Annotated in this window: 23 protein-coding genes; 6 read left to right on the top strand and 17 right to left on the bottom strand. The window is 67.5% G+C overall.

Annotation, left to right across the window (positions count from 1 at the left end; translation table 11 throughout):
• Window positions 1-2 precede the first annotated feature (2 nt).
• Complete coding sequence (locus tag EKM57_RS13435) at window positions 3-671, top strand: hypothetical protein (protein ID WP_129793026.1); 669 nt, start codon at window positions 3-5, stop codon at window positions 669-671.
• A gap of 256 nt (window positions 672-927) precedes the next feature.
• On the opposite strand, the gene EKM57_RS13430 is transcribed toward EKM57_RS13435, so the two are convergent.
• Window positions 928-1326 carry a hypothetical protein gene (locus EKM57_RS13430; protein ID WP_129793025.1) on the bottom strand — a complete coding sequence of 133 codons (399 nt, stop codon included), beginning with the start codon at window positions 1324-1326 and terminating at the stop codon, window positions 928-930.
• Window positions 1327-1564: 238 nt separating this feature from the next.
• Here EKM57_RS13430 and EKM57_RS13425 point away from each other — a divergent pair, with 238 nt between their 5' ends.
• Window positions 1565-2341 carry a helix-turn-helix domain-containing protein gene (locus tag EKM57_RS13425; protein WP_129793024.1) on the top strand — a complete coding sequence of 259 codons (777 nt, stop codon included), beginning with the start codon at window positions 1565-1567 and terminating at the stop codon, window positions 2339-2341.
• A gap of 49 nt (window positions 2342-2390) precedes the next feature.
• On the opposite strand, the gene EKM57_RS13420 is transcribed toward EKM57_RS13425, so the two are convergent.
• From EKM57_RS13420 to EKM57_RS13365, 12 genes are all read right to left on the bottom strand, one after another.
• Entirely contained in the window at window positions 2391-3683 is a 1293-nt protein-coding gene (locus EKM57_RS13420; RefSeq protein ID WP_129793023.1) for an LptF/LptG family permease, read from the bottom strand.
• Window positions 3684-3835: 152 nt separating this feature from the next.
• The gene (locus tag EKM57_RS13415; protein ID WP_129793022.1) at window positions 3836-4990 is read right to left on the bottom strand and encodes a glycosyltransferase; all 1155 of its coding nucleotides are present in this window, start codon (window positions 4988-4990) and stop codon (window positions 3836-3838) included.
• Between the two features lie 4 nt (window positions 4991-4994).
• Complete coding sequence (locus EKM57_RS13410) at window positions 4995-5507, bottom strand: DUF2141 domain-containing protein (protein WP_129793021.1); 513 nt, start codon at window positions 5505-5507, stop codon at window positions 4995-4997.
• A complete protein-coding gene (locus EKM57_RS13405; RefSeq protein ID WP_129793020.1) occupies window positions 5504-6454 on the bottom strand; it encodes a hypothetical protein in 951 nt (316 codons plus the stop codon). The genes EKM57_RS13410 and EKM57_RS13405 overlap by 4 nt, the downstream gene beginning before the upstream one ends.
• 78 nt (window positions 6455-6532) lie before the next feature.
• On the bottom strand, window positions 6533-7660 hold the full coding sequence (locus EKM57_RS13400; protein WP_165357416.1) for a glycosyltransferase: 1128 nt from the start codon (window positions 7658-7660) through the stop codon (window positions 6533-6535).
• A gap of 46 nt (window positions 7661-7706) precedes the next feature.
• Window positions 7707-8462, bottom strand: a complete 756-nt coding sequence (locus EKM57_RS13395; protein WP_129793018.1) for a DUF2334 domain-containing protein — start codon at window positions 8460-8462, stop codon at window positions 7707-7709.
• Entirely contained in the window at window positions 8449-10821 is a 2373-nt protein-coding gene (locus tag EKM57_RS13390) for a TonB-dependent receptor (protein WP_129793017.1), read from the bottom strand. The genes EKM57_RS13395 and EKM57_RS13390 overlap by 14 nt, the downstream gene beginning before the upstream one ends.
• Entirely contained in the window at window positions 10808-11782 is a 975-nt protein-coding gene (locus tag EKM57_RS13385; protein ID WP_129793016.1) for a FecR domain-containing protein, read from the bottom strand. Before EKM57_RS13385 ends, EKM57_RS13390 begins: the two co-directional genes overlap by 14 nt.
• Window positions 11783-11797: 15 nt before the next feature.
• A complete protein-coding gene (locus EKM57_RS13380; RefSeq protein WP_256386894.1) occupies window positions 11798-12307 on the bottom strand; it encodes an RNA polymerase sigma factor in 510 nt (169 codons plus the stop codon).
• Window positions 12308-12562: 255 nt separating this feature from the next.
• Window positions 12563-13975 carry a type I glutamate--ammonia ligase gene (gene glnA, locus EKM57_RS13375; RefSeq protein WP_129793015.1) on the bottom strand — a complete coding sequence of 471 codons (1413 nt, stop codon included), beginning with the start codon at window positions 13973-13975 and terminating at the stop codon, window positions 12563-12565.
• A gap of 227 nt (window positions 13976-14202) precedes the next feature.
• Window positions 14203-14388, bottom strand: a complete 186-nt coding sequence (locus EKM57_RS13370) for a DNA-binding transcriptional regulator (protein ID WP_129793014.1) — start codon at window positions 14386-14388, stop codon at window positions 14203-14205.
• Between the two features lie 64 nt (window positions 14389-14452).
• On the bottom strand, window positions 14453-14791 hold the full coding sequence (locus EKM57_RS13365) for a P-II family nitrogen regulator (protein ID WP_129793208.1): 339 nt from the start codon (window positions 14789-14791) through the stop codon (window positions 14453-14455).
• Window positions 14792-15016: 225 nt separating this feature from the next.
• Between EKM57_RS13365 and EKM57_RS13360 the strand changes: the two genes are divergently transcribed.
• Window positions 15017-15427 (top strand): hypothetical protein, encoded by a 411-nt coding sequence (locus EKM57_RS13360; protein ID WP_129793013.1) that lies wholly within the window; start codon window positions 15017-15019, stop codon window positions 15425-15427.
• Entirely contained in the window at window positions 15424-15546 is a 123-nt protein-coding gene (locus EKM57_RS22685) for a hypothetical protein (protein WP_256386893.1), read from the top strand. The genes EKM57_RS13360 and EKM57_RS22685 overlap by 4 nt, the downstream gene beginning before the upstream one ends.
• Before the next feature lie 126 nt (window positions 15547-15672).
• Here the strand turns inward: EKM57_RS22685 and map are convergent, their stop codons facing one another.
• Window positions 15673-16500: a type I methionyl aminopeptidase gene (map, locus tag EKM57_RS13355; RefSeq protein WP_129793012.1), complete on the bottom strand. Its 828-nt coding sequence runs from the start codon at window positions 16498-16500 to the stop codon at window positions 15673-15675.
• A 203-nt stretch (window positions 16501-16703) separates the two neighbouring features.
• Here map and EKM57_RS13350 point away from each other — a divergent pair, with 203 nt between their 5' ends.
• Window positions 16704-17462 (top strand): molybdopterin-binding protein, encoded by a 759-nt coding sequence (locus tag EKM57_RS13350; RefSeq protein WP_129793011.1) that lies wholly within the window; start codon window positions 16704-16706, stop codon window positions 17460-17462.
• A gap of 69 nt (window positions 17463-17531) precedes the next feature.
• Here EKM57_RS13350 and EKM57_RS13345 read toward each other — a convergent pair whose 3' ends face one another.
• Together EKM57_RS13345 and EKM57_RS13340 are read right to left on the bottom strand one after the other, a co-directional pair.
• Window positions 17532-19721: a CocE/NonD family hydrolase gene (locus EKM57_RS13345; protein ID WP_129793010.1), complete on the bottom strand. Its 2190-nt coding sequence runs from the start codon at window positions 19719-19721 to the stop codon at window positions 17532-17534.
• A gap of 128 nt (window positions 19722-19849) precedes the next feature.
• Window positions 19850-20710: a LytTR family DNA-binding domain-containing protein gene (locus EKM57_RS13340; protein WP_243451038.1), complete on the bottom strand. Its 861-nt coding sequence runs from the start codon at window positions 20708-20710 to the stop codon at window positions 19850-19852.
• Window positions 20711-20828: 118 nt separating this feature from the next.
• On the opposite strand from EKM57_RS13340, the gene EKM57_RS13335 reads away from it, so the two are divergent.
• A complete protein-coding gene (locus EKM57_RS13335) occupies window positions 20829-21239 on the top strand; it encodes a low affinity iron permease family protein (protein ID WP_129793008.1) in 411 nt (136 codons plus the stop codon).
• A gap of 12 nt (window positions 21240-21251) precedes the next feature.
• Here the strand turns inward: EKM57_RS13335 and EKM57_RS13330 are convergent, their stop codons facing one another.
• Window positions 21252-22844, bottom strand: coding sequence for an alpha-amylase family glycosyl hydrolase (locus tag EKM57_RS13330; RefSeq protein ID WP_129793007.1), 1593 nt, complete (start codon window positions 22842-22844; stop codon window positions 21252-21254).
• Between the last annotated feature and the right edge of the window lie 272 nt (window positions 22845-23116).

Genomic DNA, 23116 nt, shown 5'->3' with positions numbered 1-23116 from the left:
GGATGCGTAGCGGGAGGTCGATCGGGCTAATCGCAGCGACCGTCCTCACCATCGGCGCGGTCCTGCTTTTCCTCGAGCTGCGGCGGCCGTCCGGCACCGACGCCATGAGGCAGACGGAGCCCCTTCGAACCGAGCCCGCCGCCTCCGAACAGCCGGCCGACCCGGTCCCGCTCCTCACGGACCGACTCGAGCCGCGGGATTTGGGGCCCGTGCTGGCCTTCTCCCCGAAATGCGAGATCGGAGAGCCGCTGGCGACGATCTTCTCGTCGATGGTGAAGTTCGACCCGAAGACCTGGGAGGCGTCGGCAGGCGATCCTGTCGCCCTGCCAGGTTTCGATCACCCGATCACGCCGACGTTCGAACGCGCCGTGACCCCCTTGGGGCAGGGAGGCAGCCAGCGCCACGTCGTTGCCGGCCTGCCGCTGAGCGGATCGTGGCACGGGCTTCGGGTCTCGGGTCTGGTGTTCGACTTTTACGAGGTGAGCGACGTGGCCGCCCGAAAGATCCGCTTCGAAGAGGAAGCGGAGCGCGTGCGCGGGGCGCTCATGGCTGCCGGCTTCGATCTTCCGCCGGTCGGCGACTTCCGCGAGATGGAAGGGGAAGGCATGCTGCCCTCGATCGGCGTGGAGCGGGACGGATCGGGAGCCGCTTTGACATGCACGACGGGATGAGCCTTGCGCGCGGCTGCCGCGGCGGCGCCAATAGGAATCTGCTGTTCCCGCTCGCCGGTTCCCAGAGAGTCATTTCCCCGCGCGACGCTCAGGTCCGCGAGAGCGTCACCAATTCACCGGCCGGCGGCCGGAGCCGAAGACGGAGCAAGTCCGTCGGGGAACGGCGCTGCATCGGAAGGCGAAGGCGCACGAGCAAAGCGCGCCATGGGCTGCCGCGCAGCAGCCCATGGCGCGGGTGACACCGTCCGCCGGGGCATCATGCCCGCGTCGCGGCGGCGCGCAGACGCCGGATTCCGAACCATTCCAGCGCGGACAGGCCCGCCACGGCGGCCGCCTGCATCAGCACGAAGGCGGTGCCGAGGGCGGTGATCGTCGTCGCGGCGCCTCGAACGACGAGCAGGCTTTCCAGCACCCAGAGCAGGTTGCCGGCGACGATCAGATAGACCGCCCAAGGCATCAGCGTATGGCGCACGCCGGTCCAGAGGATGAAGAGGCCGACCGGCAGGAGCGCGACGCCCGCGCCGAAGAGGAGCGAACGGTCGAGCCCGAAAAGCGGGGCGAGCGCGCCGGCGCCGACCACGAGCAAGGCGCCCATGCCGAGGCAGCTCGCCGCATCGAGCATCAGGACTCGTCTCAGGAACAGATTGGGTTGCATCGTCAGCCTCCTACTCGCCCGGCGGCCGATCCGCCGGCTGATGGCCGCTATTTGCGACGATAGGGGAGGCAAGTCGATTACGTCCAAGGTAATGGTGGTGACGCGACTTCGCTGCCAGGTAAGTCGTTCGAGAAGAGGCCGGGATTCGCGAACGAGGGCGGGAAGGATTGGCGTCCTCGCTGGCCTGGGACCCGATCTCCCTCGGGCGGTTCCGGCGAGGCGAAGTGGAGAGGAAGTCATGCAGGCGACGCAGGCGGAATTCGGAGAGCAGCTGCGGGGATGGCGGCGAAGGCGGCGGATGAGCCAGCTCGACCTGGCGCTGGAGGCGGAGATCTCCTCGCGCCATCTCAGCTTCGTCGAGACCGGCCGATCGCGGCCATCGCGCGACATGGTCCTGCGGCTCGCCGAGACGCTCGACGTGCCGCTTCGCGCCCGCAACGCCATGCTCGTCGCGGCGGGCCTCGCGCCGCAATTCCCCGAGCGGGACCTCGACGATCCCGCGCTTGCGCCGGCGCGCAAGGTGATCGACTTGATCCTCAAGGGTCACGAGCCCTTTCCGGCGCTGGCGGTCGACCGTCACTGGAACCTCGTCGCTCATAACGGGTCCGTCGCGCCCTTCCTCGCCGGGGTGGCGCCGCACCTGCTCGAGCCGCCCTCGAACGTGCTGCGGCTGAGCCTGCACCCGCAAGGACTGGCGCCGCGGATCGCCAATCTGGCCGAATGGAAAGGGCATCTGCTCGAGCGGCTGCGCGACCAGCATGCCGTTTCCGGCGATGCCGGGCTGCTCGCCCTGCGCGACGAGCTTGCCGCTTATCCCGGGGGCGGGGACGCGGGAGAGCGGGGAGATTATGGCGGGATCGCGGTGCCGATGGTGATCGAGGCGGAAGGGCGCCGCCTGTCCTTCCTGTCGACGACGACGGTATTCGGAACGCCGGTCGAGGTCACCCTTTCCGAAATCGCGATCGAGGCCTTCTTCCCGGCCGACGAGGAAACGGCGGCGGCGCTCAGGCCCTAGCGCCTCGCCCTCGACCAGCCGGTCGAGTTGGTACCTGCCCAGGCCTTGTTCAAACCGGTCGACGGCCCCCGACGCGCTTCCTGCGGCCGATGGCGTCCATCACGCTCCGATGAACGTATCTCATCGCGCGGATCAAGGCTTGCTCGACCGCGCCCAATCCCGCCCGCCGCTGAAAGCGCATCATCTGAAACGCCACCATGGCGTAGAACGCGACAAGCGCGGCGTGGGCGGCGGGGGCAAAGGGCGTGAAACGATCTTCGATGAGCGCCGAGATCCGCCAGAAGAGGATGATCTCGACGATGCCGACGCCGAGTCCTATCGCCGCATGAGAGCGTTTCGGCGGCACGCCGTGGACGAACCCGAAGAGCGGCAAGATGCAGCATAGGATGGCGGCGGCGGCCCGCGCCGAGGCCGAGGCGTGAGCCATCGCCACATTGAGCTCTGCGCTGCCATGCTGTGTCCGGTCGAAGTGCAGCAACTGACCTAGCGAAAAGCGGTCGAGGCGATCGCGGGGCGGCTGCTTTGGCGGGCGTTGCTCATCGGGAACCGGGATCGCCAGCCGGAGAAAGCGGAAGCGTAGCGCCCGTGGATCGCCAGCCAGGCTGCCCCAGACCGCGGTGACATCGTGTAGTGCCAGGACGAAATGGTCGTCAGCGGACAGATCAAGCGCCGCCGAATTGGCTATGGCGGTCATTCCGCCGTGATTGACCACGACGTCTTCGAGTCGGCCGGACCAGCTGTCGATCCGCGCGAAATAAAGCCGACCTTCGCGGCCAATCCGGTGCGATACGCCCGGCTCGATGGAATAGCCGAACTGGCCGGTCCGCACGGCCACGCCGATCGCATCGAGTCTCCGCTCGCCGGCTGGCTGTATATAGCCCCTGAGCCCGACCAGCAGCGCACAGGTGAGCATTCCGAGCATCGCTGGCCCCATGAGGAGTCGGCCATTCCCGACTCCGCTGGCTGCGAAGACTTCCAGCTCGCCAGCCGTCGCGAGACGCCGAAACGTCAGGGCCGTCCCGAGGAAGAGGCCGATGGGAAGCGCGATGGCGACATATTCCGGCAGCAAGCTGGCGAGCGAGCGTGCCACCAGGCTCGGGCCTTCGCGAATGCCGGCAAGCTGGACAAGCAGCCGAGGCGTGGTCTCGAGGCAAAGGAGGAACATGACCACGCCGACGACGATCGCGTACCAGACGATCACCTGACGGAGGACATAGCGATCGATGAGCAGGAACCTAGGCAGAAATGTCGCCCCTGTCCGGCCGTGGTTCCTCTTTCCTTGCGTTCCGCGTCGCCCACAGGAGCAGGCGGCCAAACAGCGCCCAGCAGTCCGGGTCGGCACTGGCGACGCGACGCAGGCCGGACCGGCGCGCGGCCCCTGCGACGATCGGCTCCGCTATCGCCGGCGCCGGGGCGGAAATGGGTGTATCGGGCGAGGAAAGGAAATCTTCTGTCACAACCAAAGACGGAGCGGGGCCGCCCGATCCACACTTTTCAAGCTGCGAGCCGGCGTGCCGAGGCGAGCGACTCGTAGAGCTCGAAAAGCGCCTCGAAATGTTGGGCAACCGTGCGTGGGGCAGGAACTCGCCGGGGGGCTCCCGCGACCATGAATTCGCGGATTGCGCGGGCCGCGTCCGCGGCGTCGCCCGATGCGAAGCAGAAGCCGCCCTGGGCGCGTGCATGATCGGACGCGCCGCCACGATCGGGGGCGATCAGGGGCAGCCCCGACGCCGCGGCCTCGGCCGCGACCATGGAAAAGGTCTCGGCCTCGCAGCCGTGGATCAGCGCGTCGCTGCTGGCCATGAGGCGCGCGAGTGCAAGCCGGTTGCTGACGGGCGATATCAAATGGATGTGGGGATTTCCGTCGATCTCCCGCACGATGCGGGAGCGGTCGCGGCCGTCGCCGACCAGGACGAGACCGACGGGGCGATCGAAGCTGACCGCCGTCACCGCCTTCACCATCATCGGCCAGCGCTTCTCCGGGGCATGGCGGCCGACGCCGAGCAACAGGGTCGCGGTCGGCGGCAGCGCGCAACGTGCCAGCATTCGTGCGCGCAGGGCCGGATCGCGAAGCTCCGGAGAGAAGAGGCCGGCCTCTATTCCCATCGGATTGGTGACCACTCTGCCCAGGCCCGCCTTGAGGAGCCGCGCCGACAGGGACGCGCTCGGGCTGATCACCGCGTTGAAAGCCTGGTCGAGCCGCCGCAGATATCGCCAGCCCCAGTCGAGTCCGCGATCGATCGTGGGGACGCTGACCACGCCTTCGAACCAACGATAGGCATAAGCGGCGATCGGATCCGCGTGCATGATCAGGGCACGGGGCGTTTCGCTTTGCCAGGTCGCGACAGCGGCTGCGCTCCGCCAGGGCGACGAGGCCTCGACAAAATCGGGACGCTCCGCGTCGAGCTTGCGCTGCAACGCCGCAGCGTCGCTGAAGTATCGATATCTGCGGTCGAGCGGGAAGCGTGGCGCGGCGATCCACTCGATCCTCGCGCCGGGACCCCGCGCTTCGCTATAGTCCAGTGGCCCCGGGGCAAGGACCACGATCTCGTGGCCCAGCCGCGGTCCGATGGCCAGCTTCTGATCGACATAGGTGCGGACGCCGCCGCCATCGGGGCTGTAGAATGCGCAGACGTCGACGATCTTCACGAGGTCACTGCCTCAGCGGCCTGAAGGAGAGTCCGCGGCGGTAGTTCATCACGATCCGGATTCGGGTCAGCCCGCGGCCCGCCACCACCCTGGTGGCGGCCGCGCTCGGGCGGGACAGGCCCAGCCTCGGATTGTTCGGGAAGCCGATTCCGTCGGAGGATAGGCCGAACCGCCGGTTGGCGTCCCGGTCGTGGAGAAGGGAGAGGCTGTATGACCCCGGCGCCGGCACGCGGATGCACAGCCGTACGTCGCCTGCGGCGGGAAGCGGCCGTTCGACCCGGCGGAAGACCTTGCCGGCCATGATGAGGACATTGTCGTCGGCCAGGAAGTCCGCGTCGTTCGACGGATAGGCTTCGAGCTTGAGGCGGCCCTGGCGATCCCTGAGACCGGCCACGTCGACGATGATGGCCGGCCCCTGTTCGTTCGGCCGGCAGCGGGCCTCGGCCACGCCGAGCGACGGAGTCGAGGGGATATAGGGCGTCGCCGCCGCTATCGCTATCATGATCGTGAGGTTCATATCCGCTCCTTGAGGCCGGACAGCTCGGCGCTCGCGAGCAGGAGACCGAGCAACACGTGCGTCGCCAGGATGAGGCTCGCGACCATCGTCAGAAGCGCCGTGATCTGGTTGTCCTGGCCGATCGCGAACATGGCGAGCGCGACGAAGGCGAGATCCTTGTTCGGCAGGAACGGCAGGCGCGACAGCAAAAGGCGCAGCGCCGCCAGGAGCAGCCACCAGCCCAGCGGAACATGCGGAAGGACAAGATACCACATCAGGGCGGCGAGGCCGGTCGTGGCGAGAATGCGCGCCAGATGGACGATGACGACGAAGCGAAGCTCGTCGGCGGGCAGGCTGAATACGCGCCGGCGAAGCAGCAGCGCGGCCAGCGACGTCGCGGCCAGGGCGAAGGCGGAGAGATAGAAGGCGCTGCCTCCGAGCCCCAGGCGAAGCCCGCCGACTACCGGATAGGCCGCCGCCATCATCGCGAGGGTCACGACGTTGCCGACCAGCGCGGACAGGATGGCAACGTCCTTGATCGCACCGAACGGCGCACCGGTCATCCGGGACCGCTTGCGGGCCCAGGCGTAGAAATAGACCTCGCCGATATAGCCCAGCAGCACTTCGTTGCCGATGAATTTGCGGGTGAGCGCGATGAATCCGGACGGCGGAATCCTCCACAGGCGCCGGAAGATCAGCCACTCGCTGGCGATCGGGAACAGGTAATAGACCCAGTAGGCCGCCCAAAAGGCCGCGGAGGCCGGCAGCAGGGCGGCGATCCGGGCGAAGTCCAGGCTCCGCAGCTGATCGAGGATGGCCACGAGCACGGCGCCCGAGATTGCGAGGCCCAGCCAGTGGATCCACCCGCTCGCCGACGTCGGAAGCGGCGGGGGATCCGGAAGGACGGCAGCGGTCGCCGTGATGGAGGGGTCGGCCAGTTCGGCGGCCATGCTGCTACGCCGATACATGCGGGAATCCGGGGACGCTCATACCCGTAGACGGAGACCCGCCCGGACTTCCTCACGGCTCCGCGACCGGATCTTTGCTCAAGCCGAAGCGGCTGCGCGCAGGACCTTCAGATAAGCGGGTGCAGCGCGCTCGACGCGGAAGCGGGCAGCCTGGGCGCGCGCCGCCTCGACGTTCGAATGGGCAGGGCCGGCTTCGGCCATCGCTTGCGCCAACGCCGCCGTGTCGCCGCACGCGACGAGCCGACCGAGCCGGCCGCCGTCGAGCAGGTCTTCCATGGCGGCGCTGCTGTTCGTGGCGACGACCGGGACTCCGGCCGCCATCGCTTCGATGATCACCGCCGGCACGCCTTCATAGTCGGAGGAAAGGACGAAGGCGTCGGCTTGGGCAAGCCAGGCCGCGATGTCGCGGCGATGGCCGGGCAGCGAGATCCGTTGGCCGACTCCGAGCCGCCGCGCGAGCGCTTCGAGGCGCGGTCGCCCGGGTCCCTCGCCGAGGATGACGAGCCTGTCGCCGGGCGCGGCCGCCAGCGTGAAGGCGCGTATCAGCAGATCGAAGCGCTTCTGCGGGCATAGCCGGCCGACCGACAGGAACAGCCGGCCAGCCTCCGGTCGGCAGGGCCGGTCGTCGCGCGCGCGCGCCAGCCGCAAGCCCTCCCGCTCGTCCAGCGCCGGGTCTTCGATTATCGCGATCTCAGCTTCCGGTGCGCCCATCGCGGCGGCGATCTCCGTCCGCATCGATGCCGCCATGCTGACCCAGCGGGTGACCAGGCCCCCTTGCAGCCGAAGCCAGAGGCGATAGGCGAGCCGGGCCGGCGCGATCATGTCGTTTCGCGTCAGCGAGTTGCTGACCTTGGCCACGACCGGGGGGCAGCGGCCGCCAAGCAGCAGCCGCAACGCCACTGCAACCACGGTGTAGCTGTTGCCCGGGCAGAAGATCACGTCCGGGGGTGTCGATCGCACCTGGCGCCACAGGCACAGGATCATCCAGGCCGTCTCGCACCATGCGGTCGGGAACGGCCCGGACGGGTAGCGGACGTAGTTCAGCCGCGGCGCATCGCGACGCATCGCGCCGTCGGACCTTCCGAGCAGGACCGTCACGTTCGCGCCGGCGGATTGCCACGCATCGCAGAGGCGCAGTCCGACACGCTCCACCCCGCCGGGTTCGAAGCTGTGGACATAAGCGAGGATATGGAGGGGCGGCTGCAATTCGAAGTCCTGTCGCAAGGGCTCAACCCAAGACGGAGCCGCTTCCTCAGGTCCCCATCAGGTCTCGATAGCGTGCGGGCTCGCGCCCGGCGCCGAAGGCGGAAACCGTCTTGTCGATGCTGGCCATCAGTGCCGGGCATCCGGCGTCGCCGGGATGGACCGCCAGGCGGACCACCGGGATCGGCCTCAGCAGGGTACGCGCAAGGCCGGCAAAGCCGATCGAGCAGGCTTTCCGGGCCCGGCTGCGGCTGGCCCAGGTGACGACGGGACCCCGCGACAGGATCGCCCCGTCGGATGGCCGCCACACCCTGAGATGATCTTCGGCAAGCGCGAAATTCTCTTCCGCAAGCGCGCGTCTGGCGCCTTCGCCGTAGAGCCAGGCTGGTGCGATGAATCCGGCCACCGGACGGCCGATCGCCTCTTCGACGATGGCGCGCCCATCGCGCATCCGTCGGCGCGCCTCCGCCTGGTCCAGTCCGAGGAACTCGCCTTCGCTCGCCGTCATGTGCCGCGCCTTGAATGAAGCCCAGCGCCCGGAATGAGCCTGGTCGTCGCGATGGTTCCAGCCGTGGACGAACATCTCGACACCGTCGTCGGCCCAGCCGCGCAGCTTGGCGCGGAAGCCAGGCGCACGGGCGAGTGGGGCTCGATCCCAGAAGTCGGGGACGACGAGCATGGCGAACCGGGCCGTGCCGAGATGGCCCTGAAGGCGATCGAAAAGCCTGTCGATGGCCGGTTCGAACATCGGGCTGACATCGTGGATCGACGCCAGCAGCCGTCTTGGCGGCTTAGAATTCCGCATCGAACCCGATCCTGATCGTCCGCGGCCTGAGGGGGGTGATCTGGGTGCCCTCGGCAAGGCTGAACGGATTGCCGAACGAGAAGCGATTGCCCTGGACGTCGCCGACATTGTCGACGTCAAACGAAAGGCCGAACCGCCCGAAGTCGAGCCGCGCTCCGATCTGGCCTTCGACGAATTCGCCCTGGACGACATCGGCTGGCCCACCGGCTCCCAGTTGGGATTCGCCGACATAGCGAACGGCGCCGTCGAGGGCGAGCGACAGGGAGGGCGACAGATCGGTCTCGAAATGGGCGGCAATGCGGGCGCCGGAGCTGGCGATGTTCGGAAGCTCGCGCCCGTCCAGATCGGCGAACGGGGGATTGGGGTTCGACAAAGCGCTGTCGTTGAGAAAGCCCGCAACGTCGAGGCTGAGCGATGACATCACCCGCCAGGATCCCTCGACCTCCAAGCCATAGATGCGTCCGTCGCCGACATTGGCGGTGTAGGGGAGGCCCCGCGTATCGATGAGGTCGGCCTGGATATCCGTCCATCCGGTATAGGAAGCGGCTACCGTGAACGAGAACCTGTCGACATCGCGGCGCCCGAAACGAAGCCCCGCCTCGATCGAGGTGAGCTCATCCGATTCCAGGCGCTGCGTGGCGGAGGCGGAAGCCGTCGGCGAGACGGCGAGGCCGCCTGCGCGATAACCCTCCTGGTAACGGAGGTAGGCCAGCCAGCCGTTGCCGGGCGTCCAGGTCAAAGCTGCGGCGGGCGAAACATGGACATTCGTCTGGTTCGGCTCGTCCTCATCGTCGTCCGGTGCATCGAGCGGCTCGCCGATCGATTCCGCAACGGTGAGTCGGCCACCGATCGTGGCGACCAGTCGTGGCATGAGGGAGAAGCTGATCTGGCCGAACAGGGCGGCCTCATGGGTTTCGTTTCGTACGCCCGGAAGCGGCAGCGCCGCGGTCGGCGGGCCGAGACGACGGGTGATGTGGTTCGTGTCGCTAAGGACACTCCATCCGAAGAGCCAGCCTTCGCCTCGCGGACCGGGCTGCGCGATGCGCGTCTCGTTCGAGATCAGAGCGATCTCCACGTCCTCGGTATAGAGCTGGGGGCCGTCCGTGCCCGGAAAGCCGCTCGCATCGAACCGGGTCTCCAGATCGTGCCGTGCGACGCTGGTGGTCGAGACCAGCTCCACGCTTGTCCACCGTTTGCGCACGGTCAGGTGCGCGAGCTGATAGTCGTTGGCGAACGGCTGGGCGAGATTGGTTCGACGGGACAGCGGCGGCAGTCCGCGCATCGCATATTGGCCGTCGCGCCCGTCTATGTTCTGGCTGAGCGCGCCGATGTCGATCCGCCACCGGTCGCCCGGTTCCCATCGCAGCACCGCGCGTCCCCCGATCACCGACGTCCTGTTGACGTCCCGCAGGCCGCGGCCGAGATCGTCGATATAGCCCGCGTCCGACGAAGCATAGCCGACCGCGCGGATCGCCAGCCTGTCCCGAACGATCGGCGCATTGAACATGACGGAGCCGTCGCTTCCCCAGCCGCCGTGCCGCGTCGCCAGGAGACCGCCGGCGAGACCGGCGGAATAGTCGGAAGGATCCGGCTCGTTCGGGACGAACCGGAGGATTCCGCCGAGCGAGCCGGTGCCGTAGAGCGTGCCCTGCGGGCCTTCGAGCAGCTCCACCCGGCGAATGTCGTGGAGATGGAGGTCGGGGTTGGGCGCGCTGAAGGTAAGCCGGACGTCGCCGAGATACTGGCCGACAATGGACTGGCTCGGCCCGTTGAAGCTGCTGTCGGCGATGCCTCGCACGTAGATCTTGTTGCGGCCCGGCCCGAGGCTGGTCGAGGCCAGCATGGGTAGCCGGCTGAGGATCGCGTCGCTGCCTCGCGCCCCGAACCGGCCTGCCTCATGCTCCAGATCGATCAGATGGACGGTTCCGCCGAACCGGTCGAGCGCAATATCCTGCTTGCTGGCGGTGACGATGATTGGCGGCACGATCAGCGCGGGCGGGGGCGGCGGCGGCGGAACGGCGGGCGCAGGTTGGGGCGCGGATCGACGACGGCGCGCCGGAGGCGGCCCGCGCATGATCCGCACGCCGCGGGCATTGACGAAGGCATAGCGATAGCCGGTCCCGGCCAGCAATCTGTCCAGGGCCGCGCGAGGGGACATTCGGCCTCGCAGCGCAGGCGTACGGATCGAGGAGAGGGCCGGGTCGCTCGCGCCGATGGTGAGCCCGGTCTGCTCGGCGAGCGCGATCAGCGCGTCGCTCAGTCGTCCGGCGGGAATGTTCACCTGCACCATCTGGGCGGCGGCGGGTGTGGCCACCGTGCAAAGGACGATCAGGGCAGCGACCGGCTCAGCGAGTCGCACGGGGCTGCGGCTCGATCAGCCAGCCGCTCCCGGTACGGCGAGCCTGAAGGCCGAGCGTCGAGGCGAGTGTGGAGAGGGTCGCGGCATCCCCGCCGACTTGGATCGATCCGGTGAACGGCATCGCGGCGACGGCCGGATCCAGCCTCACCTCGGTCCCCAGGTTGCGGGACAGATCGCTTGCCACCGTCTCGAGCGGAACGCTCCCGTAACTGAGCCGGCCCCGCTGCCAGCCGGTCATGTCCTCCGGCTCACGCCGACCCAATACGGGTGGGCCGCCGCTGCGGACGAGCAAGGTCTGGCCAGCAGCCAAAGGAACGGCCGTGCCCCCGGGATCGTAGACGACTGCGCCTTCGGCCACCTCGACGGAGAAGCGATTGCGGTCGCGAACGAGATTGAAGATCGTGCCCGCGTCGAGAACGCGGTGATCGCCTGCCTCGACCAGGAACGGACGCGCTTCATCGTGCCGGACGGTGAAGGTCGCCTCGCCCGCTACGAGCTCAGCGTAACGGGAATCGTCCCGATCGAGGATCAGCCGCGTGCTTCCGTTCAGCACGACGGAACTGCCGTCGCCCAAGTCCACGGTCCTCCGCTCGCCCGCAGCCGTTGCGACTTCATGCCGGCTCGGGCCCGCCGTCAGCCAGGGCAGAGCGACGAGGATCGCGACGATCGCCGCGGCCGTGGCGAGCGCCGTCGCCCACAAGCCGCTCCGGCTGCGAGCGCCGCTTGCCTGCGCCGACGCGTCTTCCTCATCGTTTGCCGCCTCCGGTGAGCCCATGACCGGCATCATGTTCGGGTGGACCGCCGCATCGGCGAACTTAACTTTGTCATAGGCTGCCGAATGCGCGGGATCCGACTCCAGCCAGCGGATGAAGGCCTCCCAATCCTCCGTGCCGCCGGCCTGGAGGCGCACATGCCATTCGATGGCTTCAGCTTGTATGCCCTCCTGCCTCTGCTGTGCCATGACTGCCCCTCTGCCCTAGGAACGGAGCGGATGGGGCGAATCCCCATCCAGGCTCGCCTGCGCTTCGACGATCGCTTTGTAAGCCTTGTGCAAATGCTTCTCGACCGCGCTGACGCTGATGCCCAGCTCCGCCGCTATCTCCCGCTGCGGAGCGCCATCAATTCGAAACCTGCGAAAGATGGTGAGGGTCCGGTCGGGAAGCTGCGCCAGGGCGTCGGACATCATCGCCAGCGTCTCGCGGCTGATCAGCAGCCGCTCGGCCGACGGCCGGTCGTCGACCTCCGATCCGAACTGGGTTTCCATCCAGGCTTCTTCGCGCACCGAGCGCGCGGCCGCCGAACGTCGCCGATCCACCAGCAGGTTGTCCGCCATGCGGCAAAGATAGGGAAGCGGCTCGGCGATCGGCCCGATGGCGTGGGTTTCCAGCTTGACGAACAGGTCCTGAAGGACGTCCTCCGCCTCGTCTGGCGTGGCGCGGCGGGCAGTCAGGAAGCGGAGCAATTTCCCGCGGTTGTCAAGAAACACCGCTCTAATGCCGCCGCCAGGTATATCCAAGATGTGTCTGACTGTGCTCGACCTCGACGGAGCGGCGGCTGGCGCCGCTGCCGCCCGAAGCTTAGCACCGGTCGAATCGACCGCCAACCCTGACCGTCCGCACCGGGCGCCAATTTCTGCCCCCGCCCCCAATATGAGGACAGGGACGGCACAGGCTCTCCGACCCCGTGCCGTCCCAATCTACCGGAAGGCCTTGCCCTCTCGGGCGGACATTCCTCCGTGCCCTCAGACCGAATAGTACATGTCATATTCGACCGGGCTCGGGGTGGTCTCCCAGCGCATCACCTCTTCCCACTTGAGCTCGGTATAAGCGTCGATCTGATCGTCGCTGAACACGTCGCCCTTGGTGAGGAAGGCGCGGTCGTCGCGAAGGGCAATCAGCGCCTCGCGCAGGCTGCCGCAGACGGTCGGGACGTCGACCAGCTCCTGCGGCGGCAGGTCGTAGAGATTCTTGTCGATGGGATCGCCCGGATGGATCCGGTTCTGGATGCCGTCCAGGCCGGCCATGAGCAAAGCCGAATAAGCGAGATAGGGATTGGCCATCGCGTCGGGGAAGCGGAACTCGACTCGCTTGGCCTTTTCGCCCGTCCCGAAGGGGATGCGGCAGGAAGCCGACCGGTTGCGGCTCGAATAAGCGAGCAGAACCGGCGCCTCGAAGCCCGGCACCAGCCTCTTGTAGCTGTTGGTGGTCGGGTTGGTGAAAGCGTTCAGGGCCCGCGCATGCTTGATGACGCCGCCGATGAAGAAAAGCGCCGTCTCGGACAGGCCGGCATAGCCGTTGCCGGCGAAGAGCGGCTTGCCGCCCTTCCAGATCGACATGTGGGTGTGCATGCCCGATCCGTTGTCGGCCTTGATCGGCTTGGGCATGAAGGTCGCGGTCTTGCCGTAGGCGTGGGCGACCATGTGGACGACATATTTGTAGATCTGCATCCGGTCGGCGGTCTGGGTGAGATCGCCGAAGGTGAGGCCGAGCTCGTGCTGCGCGGCAGCCACCTCGTGATGGTGCTTGTCCATCGGCAGGCCCATTTCGAGCATCGTCGAGACCATTTCGGCCCGGATGTCGGTGGCGCTGTCGACCGGCGCGACCGGGAAGTAGCCGCCCTTGGCGCGCGGACGGTGGGCGAGGTTGCCGGTTTCGTACTTCTGGCCAGTGTTGGTCGGCAGCTCGATGTCGTCGATCGCGAAGGAGGAGCTGCTATAGCCGTCCTCGAACCGGACGTCGTCGAACATGAAGAACTCCGCTTCGGGCCCGACATAGACGGTGTCGCCGATGCCGGTGGCCTTGAGATAGGCCTCGGCCCGCTTGGCGGTGGAGCGCGGATCGCGCGAATAGAGCTCGCCGGTGCCGGGATCGACCACGTCGCAGAACAGGACCGCCATCGGCGTCGCGCTGAACGGGTCGACATAATAAGCGTCGAGGTCCGGCTTCAGGATCATGTCGGATTCGTTGATCGCCTTCCACCCGGCGATGGACGAGCCGTCGAACATGAAGCCGTCGGTCAGATTGTCCTCGTCGATCACACCCGCGCACATCGACAGATGTTGCCATTTTCCTTTGGGGTCGGTGAAGCGCAGGTCGACCCACTCGATCTCCTGCTCCTTCAGATTCTTCAGGATGCTGCCCGCGTCGTTCGCCATTGCAAATCTACCCCCGTGGAAAGGTGTCGGTTGGATCACGCCCGCGCGAATCCGCGAAGCGCCTCGGGCCACACCTAATAAGCCGAGTGGGGCCGTCCAGAGCGGTCCGCCGCATGGTGAATATTTCACATGCCGGCCGAGGGTCCGCGCCGCCGGCCAGGCGATCGCGCGGCTGCGGGGACGATCGAACGCGGCCGAGCCTCAGGCCAAGCGGGCCGGAATCGCCGTCAATATTGCCGGCGCTGCGCCGCGACGAGCATCCGCAGCAGCATCGCCACCGGCCGCGGCACGCCGACCTTCCCCTCCAGCCATAGGCTCACCGTCGATCGGCTCACGCCGATCGCGGCGGCGAGATCGTTCTGGGTGCGATAGCCGAGCGTGCGCATGTGCGCGCGCACCTCTTCGGGAGACATGGAGGCCAAGCGGGGATCGGTCACGGCAGTTATACTGGCTTCGGCAACCTCAAGCGTCCATCCATCAGATGGCGTCGGACCCTCGCTCCCCGGTACGAATCCGGACGGCTTCCTCGATGGACGAGACGAAGATCTTGCCGTCGCCGATCCGGCCGGTCTGCGCCGCAGCGGCGATCGCCTCGACCACCCGATCGGCGAGGCCGTCGTCGACCACCACCTCGAGCTTCACCTTGGGAAGGAAGTCGACGACATATTCGGCACCGCGATACAGCTCGGTATGGCCCTTCTGCCGGCCGAAGCCCTTGGCCTCGGTCACCGTGATTCCGGAGACGCCGACCTCGTGCAGCGCCTCCTTCACCTCGTCCAGCTTGAATGGCTTGATGATCGCCTCGATCTTCTTCACTTCAATCTCCGCTGCTGCGATGCAGCATAGGCCTCCCGACAGGCGTGGCAAGGCCGCCGGCGGAGCCAGCCATCCGGCGAGGTCCGGATGCTGCGGTTCGGGCGTCGCCGCGACGTCTTCCAACTGGCCGCAACTGCCGATCGGCTTCGATGTCAGCCCCGGTTCAGGCGCGGCCTGCTAGATGGCTCGAAACGAGCCATTTTTCGCGAAGCGAAAGGAAATCCCATGCGCAAGCTTCTGTCCCTGATCGCCGGAAGCCTGATCCTCGGCGCCGCCACGGCCGCACCGGCCGCGACGCCGGTCGACCGCGAGGCGGAACTCGCCCGCGCGCTCGAGGGCCGGGTGGCCGGCGAGCCGGTCGACTGCATCGACCTCAAACGCGTCCGCTCGACGCGGATCATCAACGACACGGCGATCCTCTACGACGCCGGCAGCACGATCTACGTCAACCGGCCCCGCGGCGGAGCGGATTCGCTCAACCGCTGGGACACGATCGTGACGAGGCTCCACTCGCCGCGGCTGTGCAGTATCGACACGGTGCAGATGGTCGACCCGACGTCCCGCATGATGAGCGGCGTCGTGTTCCTGGGCGACTTCGTGCCTTACCGCCGCGACCGCTCGGCCTCGGCGGAATGATGGTGGAAAGGGCGCCGTTGCCGCTGGCGACGGTGCCCTTCGACCGGCCGTCCATGGTTCGCCCGGGAGAGGCGGAGCGGCCGATCGGGACCGACGAGAGCCTTCCCGGCGAGCCGTAGCCTCGCCGACGCCCAGCCTGGATTCGCCGGGCGTGGCGCGGAGAGGGGAGGCGGGTCCTCCGCCGGCGGTGGTGAATTCGAAGCGACCGACGAAGCCGCGCCCGCCCCGGAAAGTCGGACAGCCGCTCAGTAAGGCGGCTTGTCCAGGCCCCGCGGGCTCTTCGTGAAAATCTCGCACCCGGTTTCGGTGATCCCGATCGAATGTTCGAACTGGGCGGAAAGGCTGCGGTCGCGGGTGACGGCGGTCCAGCCGTCGTCGAGCAGCTTGCAGTCGGCCTTGCCGATGTTGATCATCGGCTCGATCGTGAAGAACATTCCGGGCCTGAGCTCGGGGCCCGTGCCGGGGCGCCCGGCGTGGACGACCTCGGGGGCATCGTGAAAGACGCGCCCCAGGCCGTGACCGCAAAAGTCGCGCACGACGCTGTAGCGATTCTTCTCGGCATGGGTCTGGATCGCATGGGAGATGTCGCCGAGGCGGTTGCCGGGGCGGGCCTGCTCGATGCCCAGCATCAGGCATTCGTAGGTGATGTCGACGAGGCGCCGCGCCTTCAGCGGCACGTCGCCGACCAGATACATGCGGCTCGAATCGCCGTGCCAGCCGTCGAGGATCGGCGTCACGTCGATATTGACGATATCGCCCTCCTTCAGCGCCCGGTCGCCGGGAATCCCGTGGCACACGACGTGGTTGATCGAGGTGCAGCAGCTCTTCGTATAGCCGCGATAACCCAGAGTCGCCGGGACGGCGCCGCGGGCGCGGGTCTCGGCGAAGACGATGTCGTCCAGCTCGCCCGTCGTGACGCCCGGAACCACGTGGGGGACGAGGGCGTCGAGGATCTCGGCGGCAACCCGCCCGGCGGCGCGCATCCCGGCAAAACCTTCGGGGCCGTGCAGCTTGATGGCACCGTGGCGGCCGATGACGGAGTCGTCGCGATCGAGGATATGCGTGTCGGTCATGGTTCCGATATAGCGTGCCACCGCCATCCAAACAATGAATCGGCGATACTGCCGGGACCCGGACAGGTGCCTGGACCGCCCACGGCGATCATCAGGCCGGCCGCGGCCTTCGAGGAGGCGCAGGACGGATCCTTCGGGGAGCTCGGGATACCCTTGTTGAGCGGCGCTCTTTTGTCCATGGCGGGGAGGAGGAAGGAGAGGCGGTGACGATCGAGCGGATCTGGACGGCAAGCCTGCTGGTGATCGGCGACGAGATCCTTTCCGGCCGGACCCAGGATCGCAACGTGTCGCCGATCGCGACCTGGCTGAACGTGCAGGGCATCCGCCTCGCCGAGGTGCGCGTGGTGCCGGACGACAGCGAGCGGATCGGCGAGGCCGTCAAGGCGCTGCGCGACCGCTACGACTATCTTTTCACGACGGGCGGAATCGGCCCGACCCATGACGACATCACGGTCGATGCGATCGCCGCCGCGCTCGGCGTGCCGGTGGTCGTCCATCCGCGGGCGCGGGCGGCGCTCGAAGCGCATTATGCCGGAAGGGGCGGCGTCACGGAGGCGCGGCTGCGAATGGCGCGGGTGCCGGAAGGGGCCGACCTGATCGAAAATCCGGCCTCCGGCGCCCCGGGGATCCGGGTCGGCAACATCTTCATCCTGGCCGGCATACCGCAGGTCGCCGCCATGATGCTGGAGGCGCTGTCGGGGACGCTGGAGGGCGGAAGGCCCCTGCTGTCGAGCACGGTCGGTTGCTGGGCGCCGGAAAGCGAGGTGGCGGAATTGCTTGCCGACACGGAGCGGAGCCATCCGGGGTGCCAGATCGGATCCTATCCCTTCTTCAGGGAGGGGCGGGGGGGCGCCAATTTCGTCATCCGGAGTCCCGATGCGGCGCGGCTGGAGGCGTGCCGCGCCGACCTGGTCGAGCGGCTGGAGGCGGAGGGGCGCGCCGTGGTGGCGGAAGGCATTTAGGAAAGCTGCGGCGAAGATCGACGCTGGCGAAATGCCTTGAGGTGAAGTGCCCGCGAGAATCCCGTCGGATCAGCGCCGCACGCCCAATTCGAGATAGCTGCCGGGTCGCCAGATGACCTTCAGAGGCTCGCCGGCGTCTGCGATGGATTCGTCGCTGACGTCACGGCCGGTGCCGTAGTTGATCTGGATGTCCGGCCGCTTGGGCACGCCGACCACCGCCACTATCCGGCTGCCGGCTTCGATCTGCCGCGCCGTTATCGTCTGGCTCTCGAAGGCCAAGACATGAGGCCGTCCCGGCCGGAGCAGCTGGCGCCGCGTCCGATCGGCCATGTAGCTGGCTCGGCCGAGGTAAGATGCCAGCGGGAAATAGCGTCCGTCCGCGCGCCGCTCGAAGAAGTCGACCGCAAGGTCCAGGTCGCGCTTGTTGACGACGACCTCGAACCGGCCCCGGAACAGGCCGGCCACCTCCATTCGCTCGCCAACGGGGGGCGTGGTGAAGACGAGGGCGTTGCGCATATCGGGCGTGCCGTCGGGAACCTGGAAGTCAGCGTCACGCCGGTCGGCCAGGTCGACGCGCAGCTCCGGGCCGGTCTCGTCCGTCGGCGGTCGGGTGTCGGCGAAAAGCAGGTGCTCGCCTTCCCGGCGGCGGCTCAGATAGAAGCGCATGCGGCTGTCTGCCATCGCTTCAAGGCTGTCGACATGCCGCCAGAGATTGGCGCCCATCACCTGGAAGTTGATCCGGCCGTTCAAGATCCGCGGCAGCGGCGCTCCCCGGAAGACATGGTCGAACCATTGCATGCGGACGGCCCGAAGGTCGATCTGCGCTGCCTCGTCGATGCGATAGCCGTCGACGATCGGGAGCACCCCCTGGCCCATGGCGGTGTGGTGATAGGGACCGATCAGCAGCCGATGGTCGGCATCGGGACGGTGGCGGTAATGCTCGCGCAGATAGTGGAGCGCGCCCACCATGCCCCCGTCATGGTAGCCGGTCTGGACGAAGACCGGGATGTCCACCCGGGCGAACTCCTCGCCGACCGGGATCAAGCGCTGCCAATAGGCATCGTAGGACGGATGATCGAGCCAACGCGCAAAGACAGGATTCGGATGACCGTCGATTCGCTCCAGCTCACGATACGGCCGTCCGGTGGCGTACCAGATGCGGTTGAGGGCGGCCCAGCGACCGTGGTCGCGATAATTGATCTCGTCGAGCCCGCTCGTCGCGGTCGTGTAGAGCGGCCAGGGATAGATGAAGCTCTGAAAGACATTGCCCTGCATCGGCGTGTCGATACCTGGCGCATTGCTGGCGTGCGTGGCGATCGCCTTCAGCGCACGAGGCCGGAGTTTCACGGCGGCCCATTGCGTCGAGGCATTGTAGCTGCCCGAGAACATGCCGACCCGCCCGTCGCTCCAGTCCTGCGCGGCGAGCCAGTCGATCACCGCCGCGGCATCGGCGCCGTCATGTTCGTAGGGAATCGCCCGCCCCGCGCCTCGCCCCTTGCCGCGCGTATAGGCGACCATGCCCGCATAGCCCTGCGCGGCCATTTCCACCGCCTCTGCCAGGCTGGCCTCGTCGTTCGCATAGATGGTGAAGCTCATCAGCGCCGTGAGCTTCGCCGCGGCGTTGCGCGGGCGTATCAGGATCGCGGCGACTTGATCTCCGCCGGGTACAGGAATGAGCAGGCGGTCCTCGACCTCGAAGCGGCGCTCAAGCTCGGCGCGGATCAGAGGCCGGGAGGCCGGCATCAGGTAGACCCAAGCGGCGAGCGCCTGTCGCGCGGCGATCAGTTGCGCCGCTCGCGGACAATCGTCCACAGCGGTGCCCGCGCACCCCTCCGAAGCCTGCGTCTGGGCGTCGCGCAGCCGATCGAGGTCGGCGCGATACCAAGGCAGCACCGCCGCCAGCTCGCGGTCGGGCAGCGAAGCGAAGAGCTCGGCGAAAGCCCGCGCCAACGCATCCGCTCGCGTCGCGCCTTCCGCCTCGTAGCGGCCCGTCCGCGCGTAGATATGCCACGGGACGAGCGCCCATTCCCGTCGCGACCGCACGCGCCGATAGGCGGCCGCCGCAAGCCCTATCGTTTCTTCTGCGTCCTGCCATCGACCGGCGGCCACTTGAAGCCGAAGCAGGGTTTCCAGGTCCGCCGGCTCCCGCGCGTCAGCATGCAGGTCCGCCAATGTTCCCGCCAAAGTCGGCGCCGCCGCCGGCGGCGCGACGGGTGACGCGAGCAGGGCGGCGGAGAAGGCGATCAGCAAATCACGCATGGGAATCCCTTCGGTTGCGGCCGAAGGAAGCTAGATCGACTGGCCCCTGATGGTCAGAAAATCGGCGAACATGCACGGGAAGGCCGCGAACGGCCGCACGCGGCCGGCCAGGAGGCGTGCCGCGTGCGCTACAGCAGCCGCTCCCGGAGGAGACGCGATCCCGTCCGGCTCGCCGGGATCGCCTCACCGTCCTCCATGTGCAGCAGCAGCCGCCCGCCGCCGGCAGGTTCGGCGCGCTCGATCCGCTCGATATTGACGATCCGCGAGCGATGGACGCGGATGAAGCGGCGTGGATCGAGAGACTGCTCGAACTCGTTCAGCGTCAGCCGTGCCAGATGGCGACCGCCGAGCGTGGCCACTTCGGCATAGTCGTCGGCGCCGCTTATGCTGACGATCGTGCCGATGTCGACGGGCTTGATGTCGTCGCCGCTACGAACGAAGTAGCGCGAAAGCGTCTGGGCGCGCTCCTCGCCTCCGCTCGGGGGTTCAGCGAGGATCGGCGCCACGCGCTTTCCCTGACCCTGAAGATGGGACACCGCGGCGATGATCCCGTAGGTTGTTACATTCTCGAGCAGCTGCCACGCCATCGCCCGGCTCGGAAACGGCTGCACGATGAACTCGGTCGGCGACGTTCCGTTGATCAGGCCGAGCAGGACAGTGACCAGCCAGTAAGCGAGCAGCGAATAGACCGCACAGAGTAAGGCATGGCCGGTCATCTGGAGGCCGAGCGTCCGACCGACCAGACGATCGATTATCAGGCGCCGCGCCGCCGCGCCGAACAGGATCACAGGTATGGTGTTGGCAGCGCCCGCTGCCACGGCCTCGACCGGGGCGAGCGCGTTCGCTACCCACAAAGTGACCGTATAGGCCGTGAAGACGAGCCCGATAGCGAGCAGGTCGAAGCCGCGCCGGCCGAGTTTCGGATGCGCGTATTGGGGTTGGATGTCGCCTGGCCGGTCCACCGACCGATCATGCGGCGGCTCCCGCACCGAGCCAAACGGAAAATTGACGCGGCCGCTTCCATGCGATCCATGGTCGTGGCCAAAGATCGTTCTGCGTCGGGAACAATCGGCCGGTGCGGGCGCTTTGATCCCGTAAGGCCGAGCCATGGACCGTCTGTTCACACGATTTGCGGGGCATATCGCCGCCATCGTCGGTCAGCCCGCCGCCTTCGCCGCCGCTTTCCTGGTCGTGCTGCTCTGGGCGGCGTCTGGGCCGGTCTTCGGTTTCTCCGACACCTGGCAACTGGTGATCAATACCGGCACGACCATCGTCACCTTCCTGATGGTCTTCCTGATCCAGAACAGCCAGAATCGGGACGCCGCCGCGATGCAGGCGAAGCTGGACGAGTTGCTGCGCGCGGTCGACCAGGCCCGGCCCCAGTTCATCGGAATCGAGCATCTGACCGACGTCCAGGTCGAGGCGATCCGCGCGCGGCTGGAAGAGGAGGCGGTCGGACGTGGCGGGAAGGCCGCCACCGCGGACGAGTCGGTCGAACAGCTGCTCAAGCGGTTCTGACGCGAGGGTTGCCTAGGCCAGTCGGATGATCACTCCCTCGGCCGCTCGCAGGTCGGCGGCGCCGTGCACCGGCTCATCCTCCCGGTCGAGAGCGGTCGAAAGGAGGAGGCGTCCCTCGGGCGCATCGCCGGGAAGCGTGAGCCGTTGCGGCCGGTGGCCGAAGTTGAGCCCGATGAGCAGGCGCTCGTCGCCGCTGCGCCGTTCATAGGCATAGAGGTCGCCTTCGACATGAGCGTGAACATAGTCGCCGCGATTCAGCGCCGGATGAGAGCGGCGAAGGGCGATGAGCCGGCGATGGAGGTTGAGGATCGACGCCGGATCGGCCGAGAGCCGGGCGACGTTGCGCTCCTCGCAGTCGGGATTGAGGGGCAGCCAGGGCGTCGCGGTGCTGAAGCCCGCATTCTCGCTGCCGTCCCAAGGCATGGGGGTGCGCGCGGGATCGCGGCCGAAGCCGAGCCCCGGCTCGTTCTTCTCCCACGGATCTTGAACCCGGCCGGGCGGGATCGGCACATCCTCCAGGCCGATCTCGCTGCCATAATAGAGGGTCGGCGTGCCGCGAAGGGTCAGCAGCAGCATCGCCGCGATGCGTGCCTGGGCGGCACCGACGCGGGTGGCGATTCGCTTCTGGTCATGGTTGGAAAGCACCCAGTTCGGCCAGCCGCCCTGTGGAAGGGCCGCCTCGTAGTCGCGGACGATCCGGGCAATCTCACCGGCATTCCAGGCCGCGAAGATGAGCTGGAAGTTGAACGGAAGATGCGCGCCTTCGAGTCCCTCGCCATAATAAGCGACGAGCCGCTCGAGCGGCAGGTAGATCTCGCCGATCAGCACCCGGTCGGGATAGCCGTCGATCACCGCCCGAAGCTGCGCAACGACCTCGTGTATCTCCGGACGGTCGCACGAATAGACCTGCAGCAGCCGGTCGATGCTCGGCATCCCGTCGTGCCAGGCGGGATTGGGCGGATTGTCGCGGAAGAGCTCGTCCTTCATCAGGTGCCAGATCACGTCGACGCGGAAGCCGTCGACTCCCCGATCCAGCCAGAAGCGAAGCACATCGAACATCGCTTCGCGCACGTCCGGATTGCGCCAGTTGAGGTCCGGCTGCTCGGGCAGGAAGGCGTGGTAGTAATATTGGCTGGTGGAGCTGTCCCAGGTCCAGGCCGGGCCGCCGAAATTGGCAAGCCAGTTGTTCGGCGGGCCCGCGTCCGGTGCCGGGTCGCGCCAGATGTACCAGTCGCGCTTCGGATTGTCGCGCGAGGCGCGGCTCTGATGGAACCAGGGATGCTGGTCGGAACTGTGGTTCGGCACGAAGTCGAGAATGACCTTGAGGCCGCGCGCATGGGCATCGGCGAGCAGCCGGTCGAAATCCTCGAGCCTCCCGAACAAGGGATCGATGCCGCGATAGTCGGAGATGTCGTAGCCGAAATCCGCCATGGGCGAGGGATAGAAAGGCGAGATCCATATCGCGTCGACGCCGAGGCCGACGAGATAGTCGAGCCGGGACCGGATTCCCTCCAGATCGCCGATTCCGTCGCCGTTGCTGTCCTGGAAGGAGCGCGGATAGATCTGGTAGACGATTCCGTGCTGCCACCACAGGGTGTCGGCCATTCGAACCTTCCTCGGCGTTCGTGGAGAGCCCGCAAGCCAGGCTCCTGAATCCCCCCTTGCCATGGCCCAACGCACGCCACTGCCGACGGCTCCCTGGATCAACGCCTGCAGGTCGGACGACAAGCGGCGGCAACGGCGGACGTCACGAGACGGGCCGCTGCGCCGCCGGCCGGGAACGGAACTCCCGCCCAGGCGGACGCGGCCGGTTGAGCCGGAACCGCGCACCGGGGACGATAGCCGGCGCCTCCGAGCCGCGGTCGAAAGCTGTTGAA

The sequence above is a fragment of the Sphingosinicella sp. CPCC 101087 genome (genome assembly GCF_004151485.1).
Classification (GTDB): domain Bacteria; phylum Pseudomonadota; class Alphaproteobacteria; order Sphingomonadales; family Sphingomonadaceae; genus Allosphingosinicella.
The sequence above is the reverse complement of the archived record's forward strand: the minus strand, read 5'-3'. Positions and strand labels throughout refer to the sequence as shown.

What these genes read in the sequence shown, in the direction of transcription:
- EKM57_RS13435 (WP_129793026.1), top strand. Translation starts at nt 3, where the DNA reads ATGCGTAGCGGGAGGTCGATCGGGCTAATCGCAGCGACCGTCCTCACC.
- EKM57_RS13430 (WP_129793025.1), bottom strand. Translation starts at nt 1,326, where the DNA reads ATGCAACCCAATCTGTTCCTGAGACGAGTCCTGATGCTCGATGCGGCG.
- EKM57_RS13425 (WP_129793024.1), top strand. Translation starts at nt 1,565, where the DNA reads ATGCAGGCGACGCAGGCGGAATTCGGAGAGCAGCTGCGGGGATGGCGG.
- EKM57_RS13410 (WP_129793021.1), bottom strand. Translation starts at nt 5,507, where the DNA reads ATGAACCTCACGATCATGATAGCGATAGCGGCGGCGACGCCCTATATC.
- EKM57_RS13405 (WP_129793020.1), bottom strand. Translation starts at nt 6,454, where the DNA reads ATGTATCGGCGTAGCAGCATGGCCGCCGAACTGGCCGACCCCTCCATC.
- EKM57_RS13395 (WP_129793018.1), bottom strand. Translation starts at nt 8,462, where the DNA reads ATGCGGAATTCTAAGCCGCCAAGACGGCTGCTGGCGTCGATCCACGAT.
- EKM57_RS13385 (WP_129793016.1), bottom strand. Translation starts at nt 11,782, where the DNA reads ATGGCACAGCAGAGGCAGGAGGGCATACAAGCTGAAGCCATCGAATGG.
- glnA (WP_129793015.1), bottom strand. Translation starts at nt 13,975, where the DNA reads ATGGCGAACGACGCGGGCAGCATCCTGAAGAATCTGAAGGAGCAGGAG.
- EKM57_RS13370 (WP_129793014.1), bottom strand. Translation starts at nt 14,388, where the DNA reads ATGTCTCCCGAAGAGGTGCGCGCGCACATGCGCACGCTCGGCTATCGC.
- EKM57_RS13360 (WP_129793013.1), top strand. Translation starts at nt 15,017, where the DNA reads ATGCGCAAGCTTCTGTCCCTGATCGCCGGAAGCCTGATCCTCGGCGCC.
- EKM57_RS22685 (WP_256386893.1), top strand. Translation starts at nt 15,424, where the DNA reads ATGATGGTGGAAAGGGCGCCGTTGCCGCTGGCGACGGTGCCCTTCGAC.
- map (WP_129793012.1), bottom strand. Translation starts at nt 16,500, where the DNA reads ATGACCGACACGCATATCCTCGATCGCGACGACTCCGTCATCGGCCGC.
- EKM57_RS13345 (WP_129793010.1), bottom strand. Translation starts at nt 19,721, where the DNA reads ATGCGTGATTTGCTGATCGCCTTCTCCGCCGCCCTGCTCGCGTCACCC.
- EKM57_RS13335 (WP_129793008.1), top strand. Translation starts at nt 20,829, where the DNA reads ATGGACCGTCTGTTCACACGATTTGCGGGGCATATCGCCGCCATCGTC.
- EKM57_RS13330 (WP_129793007.1), bottom strand. Translation starts at nt 22,844, where the DNA reads ATGGCCGACACCCTGTGGTGGCAGCACGGAATCGTCTACCAGATCTAT.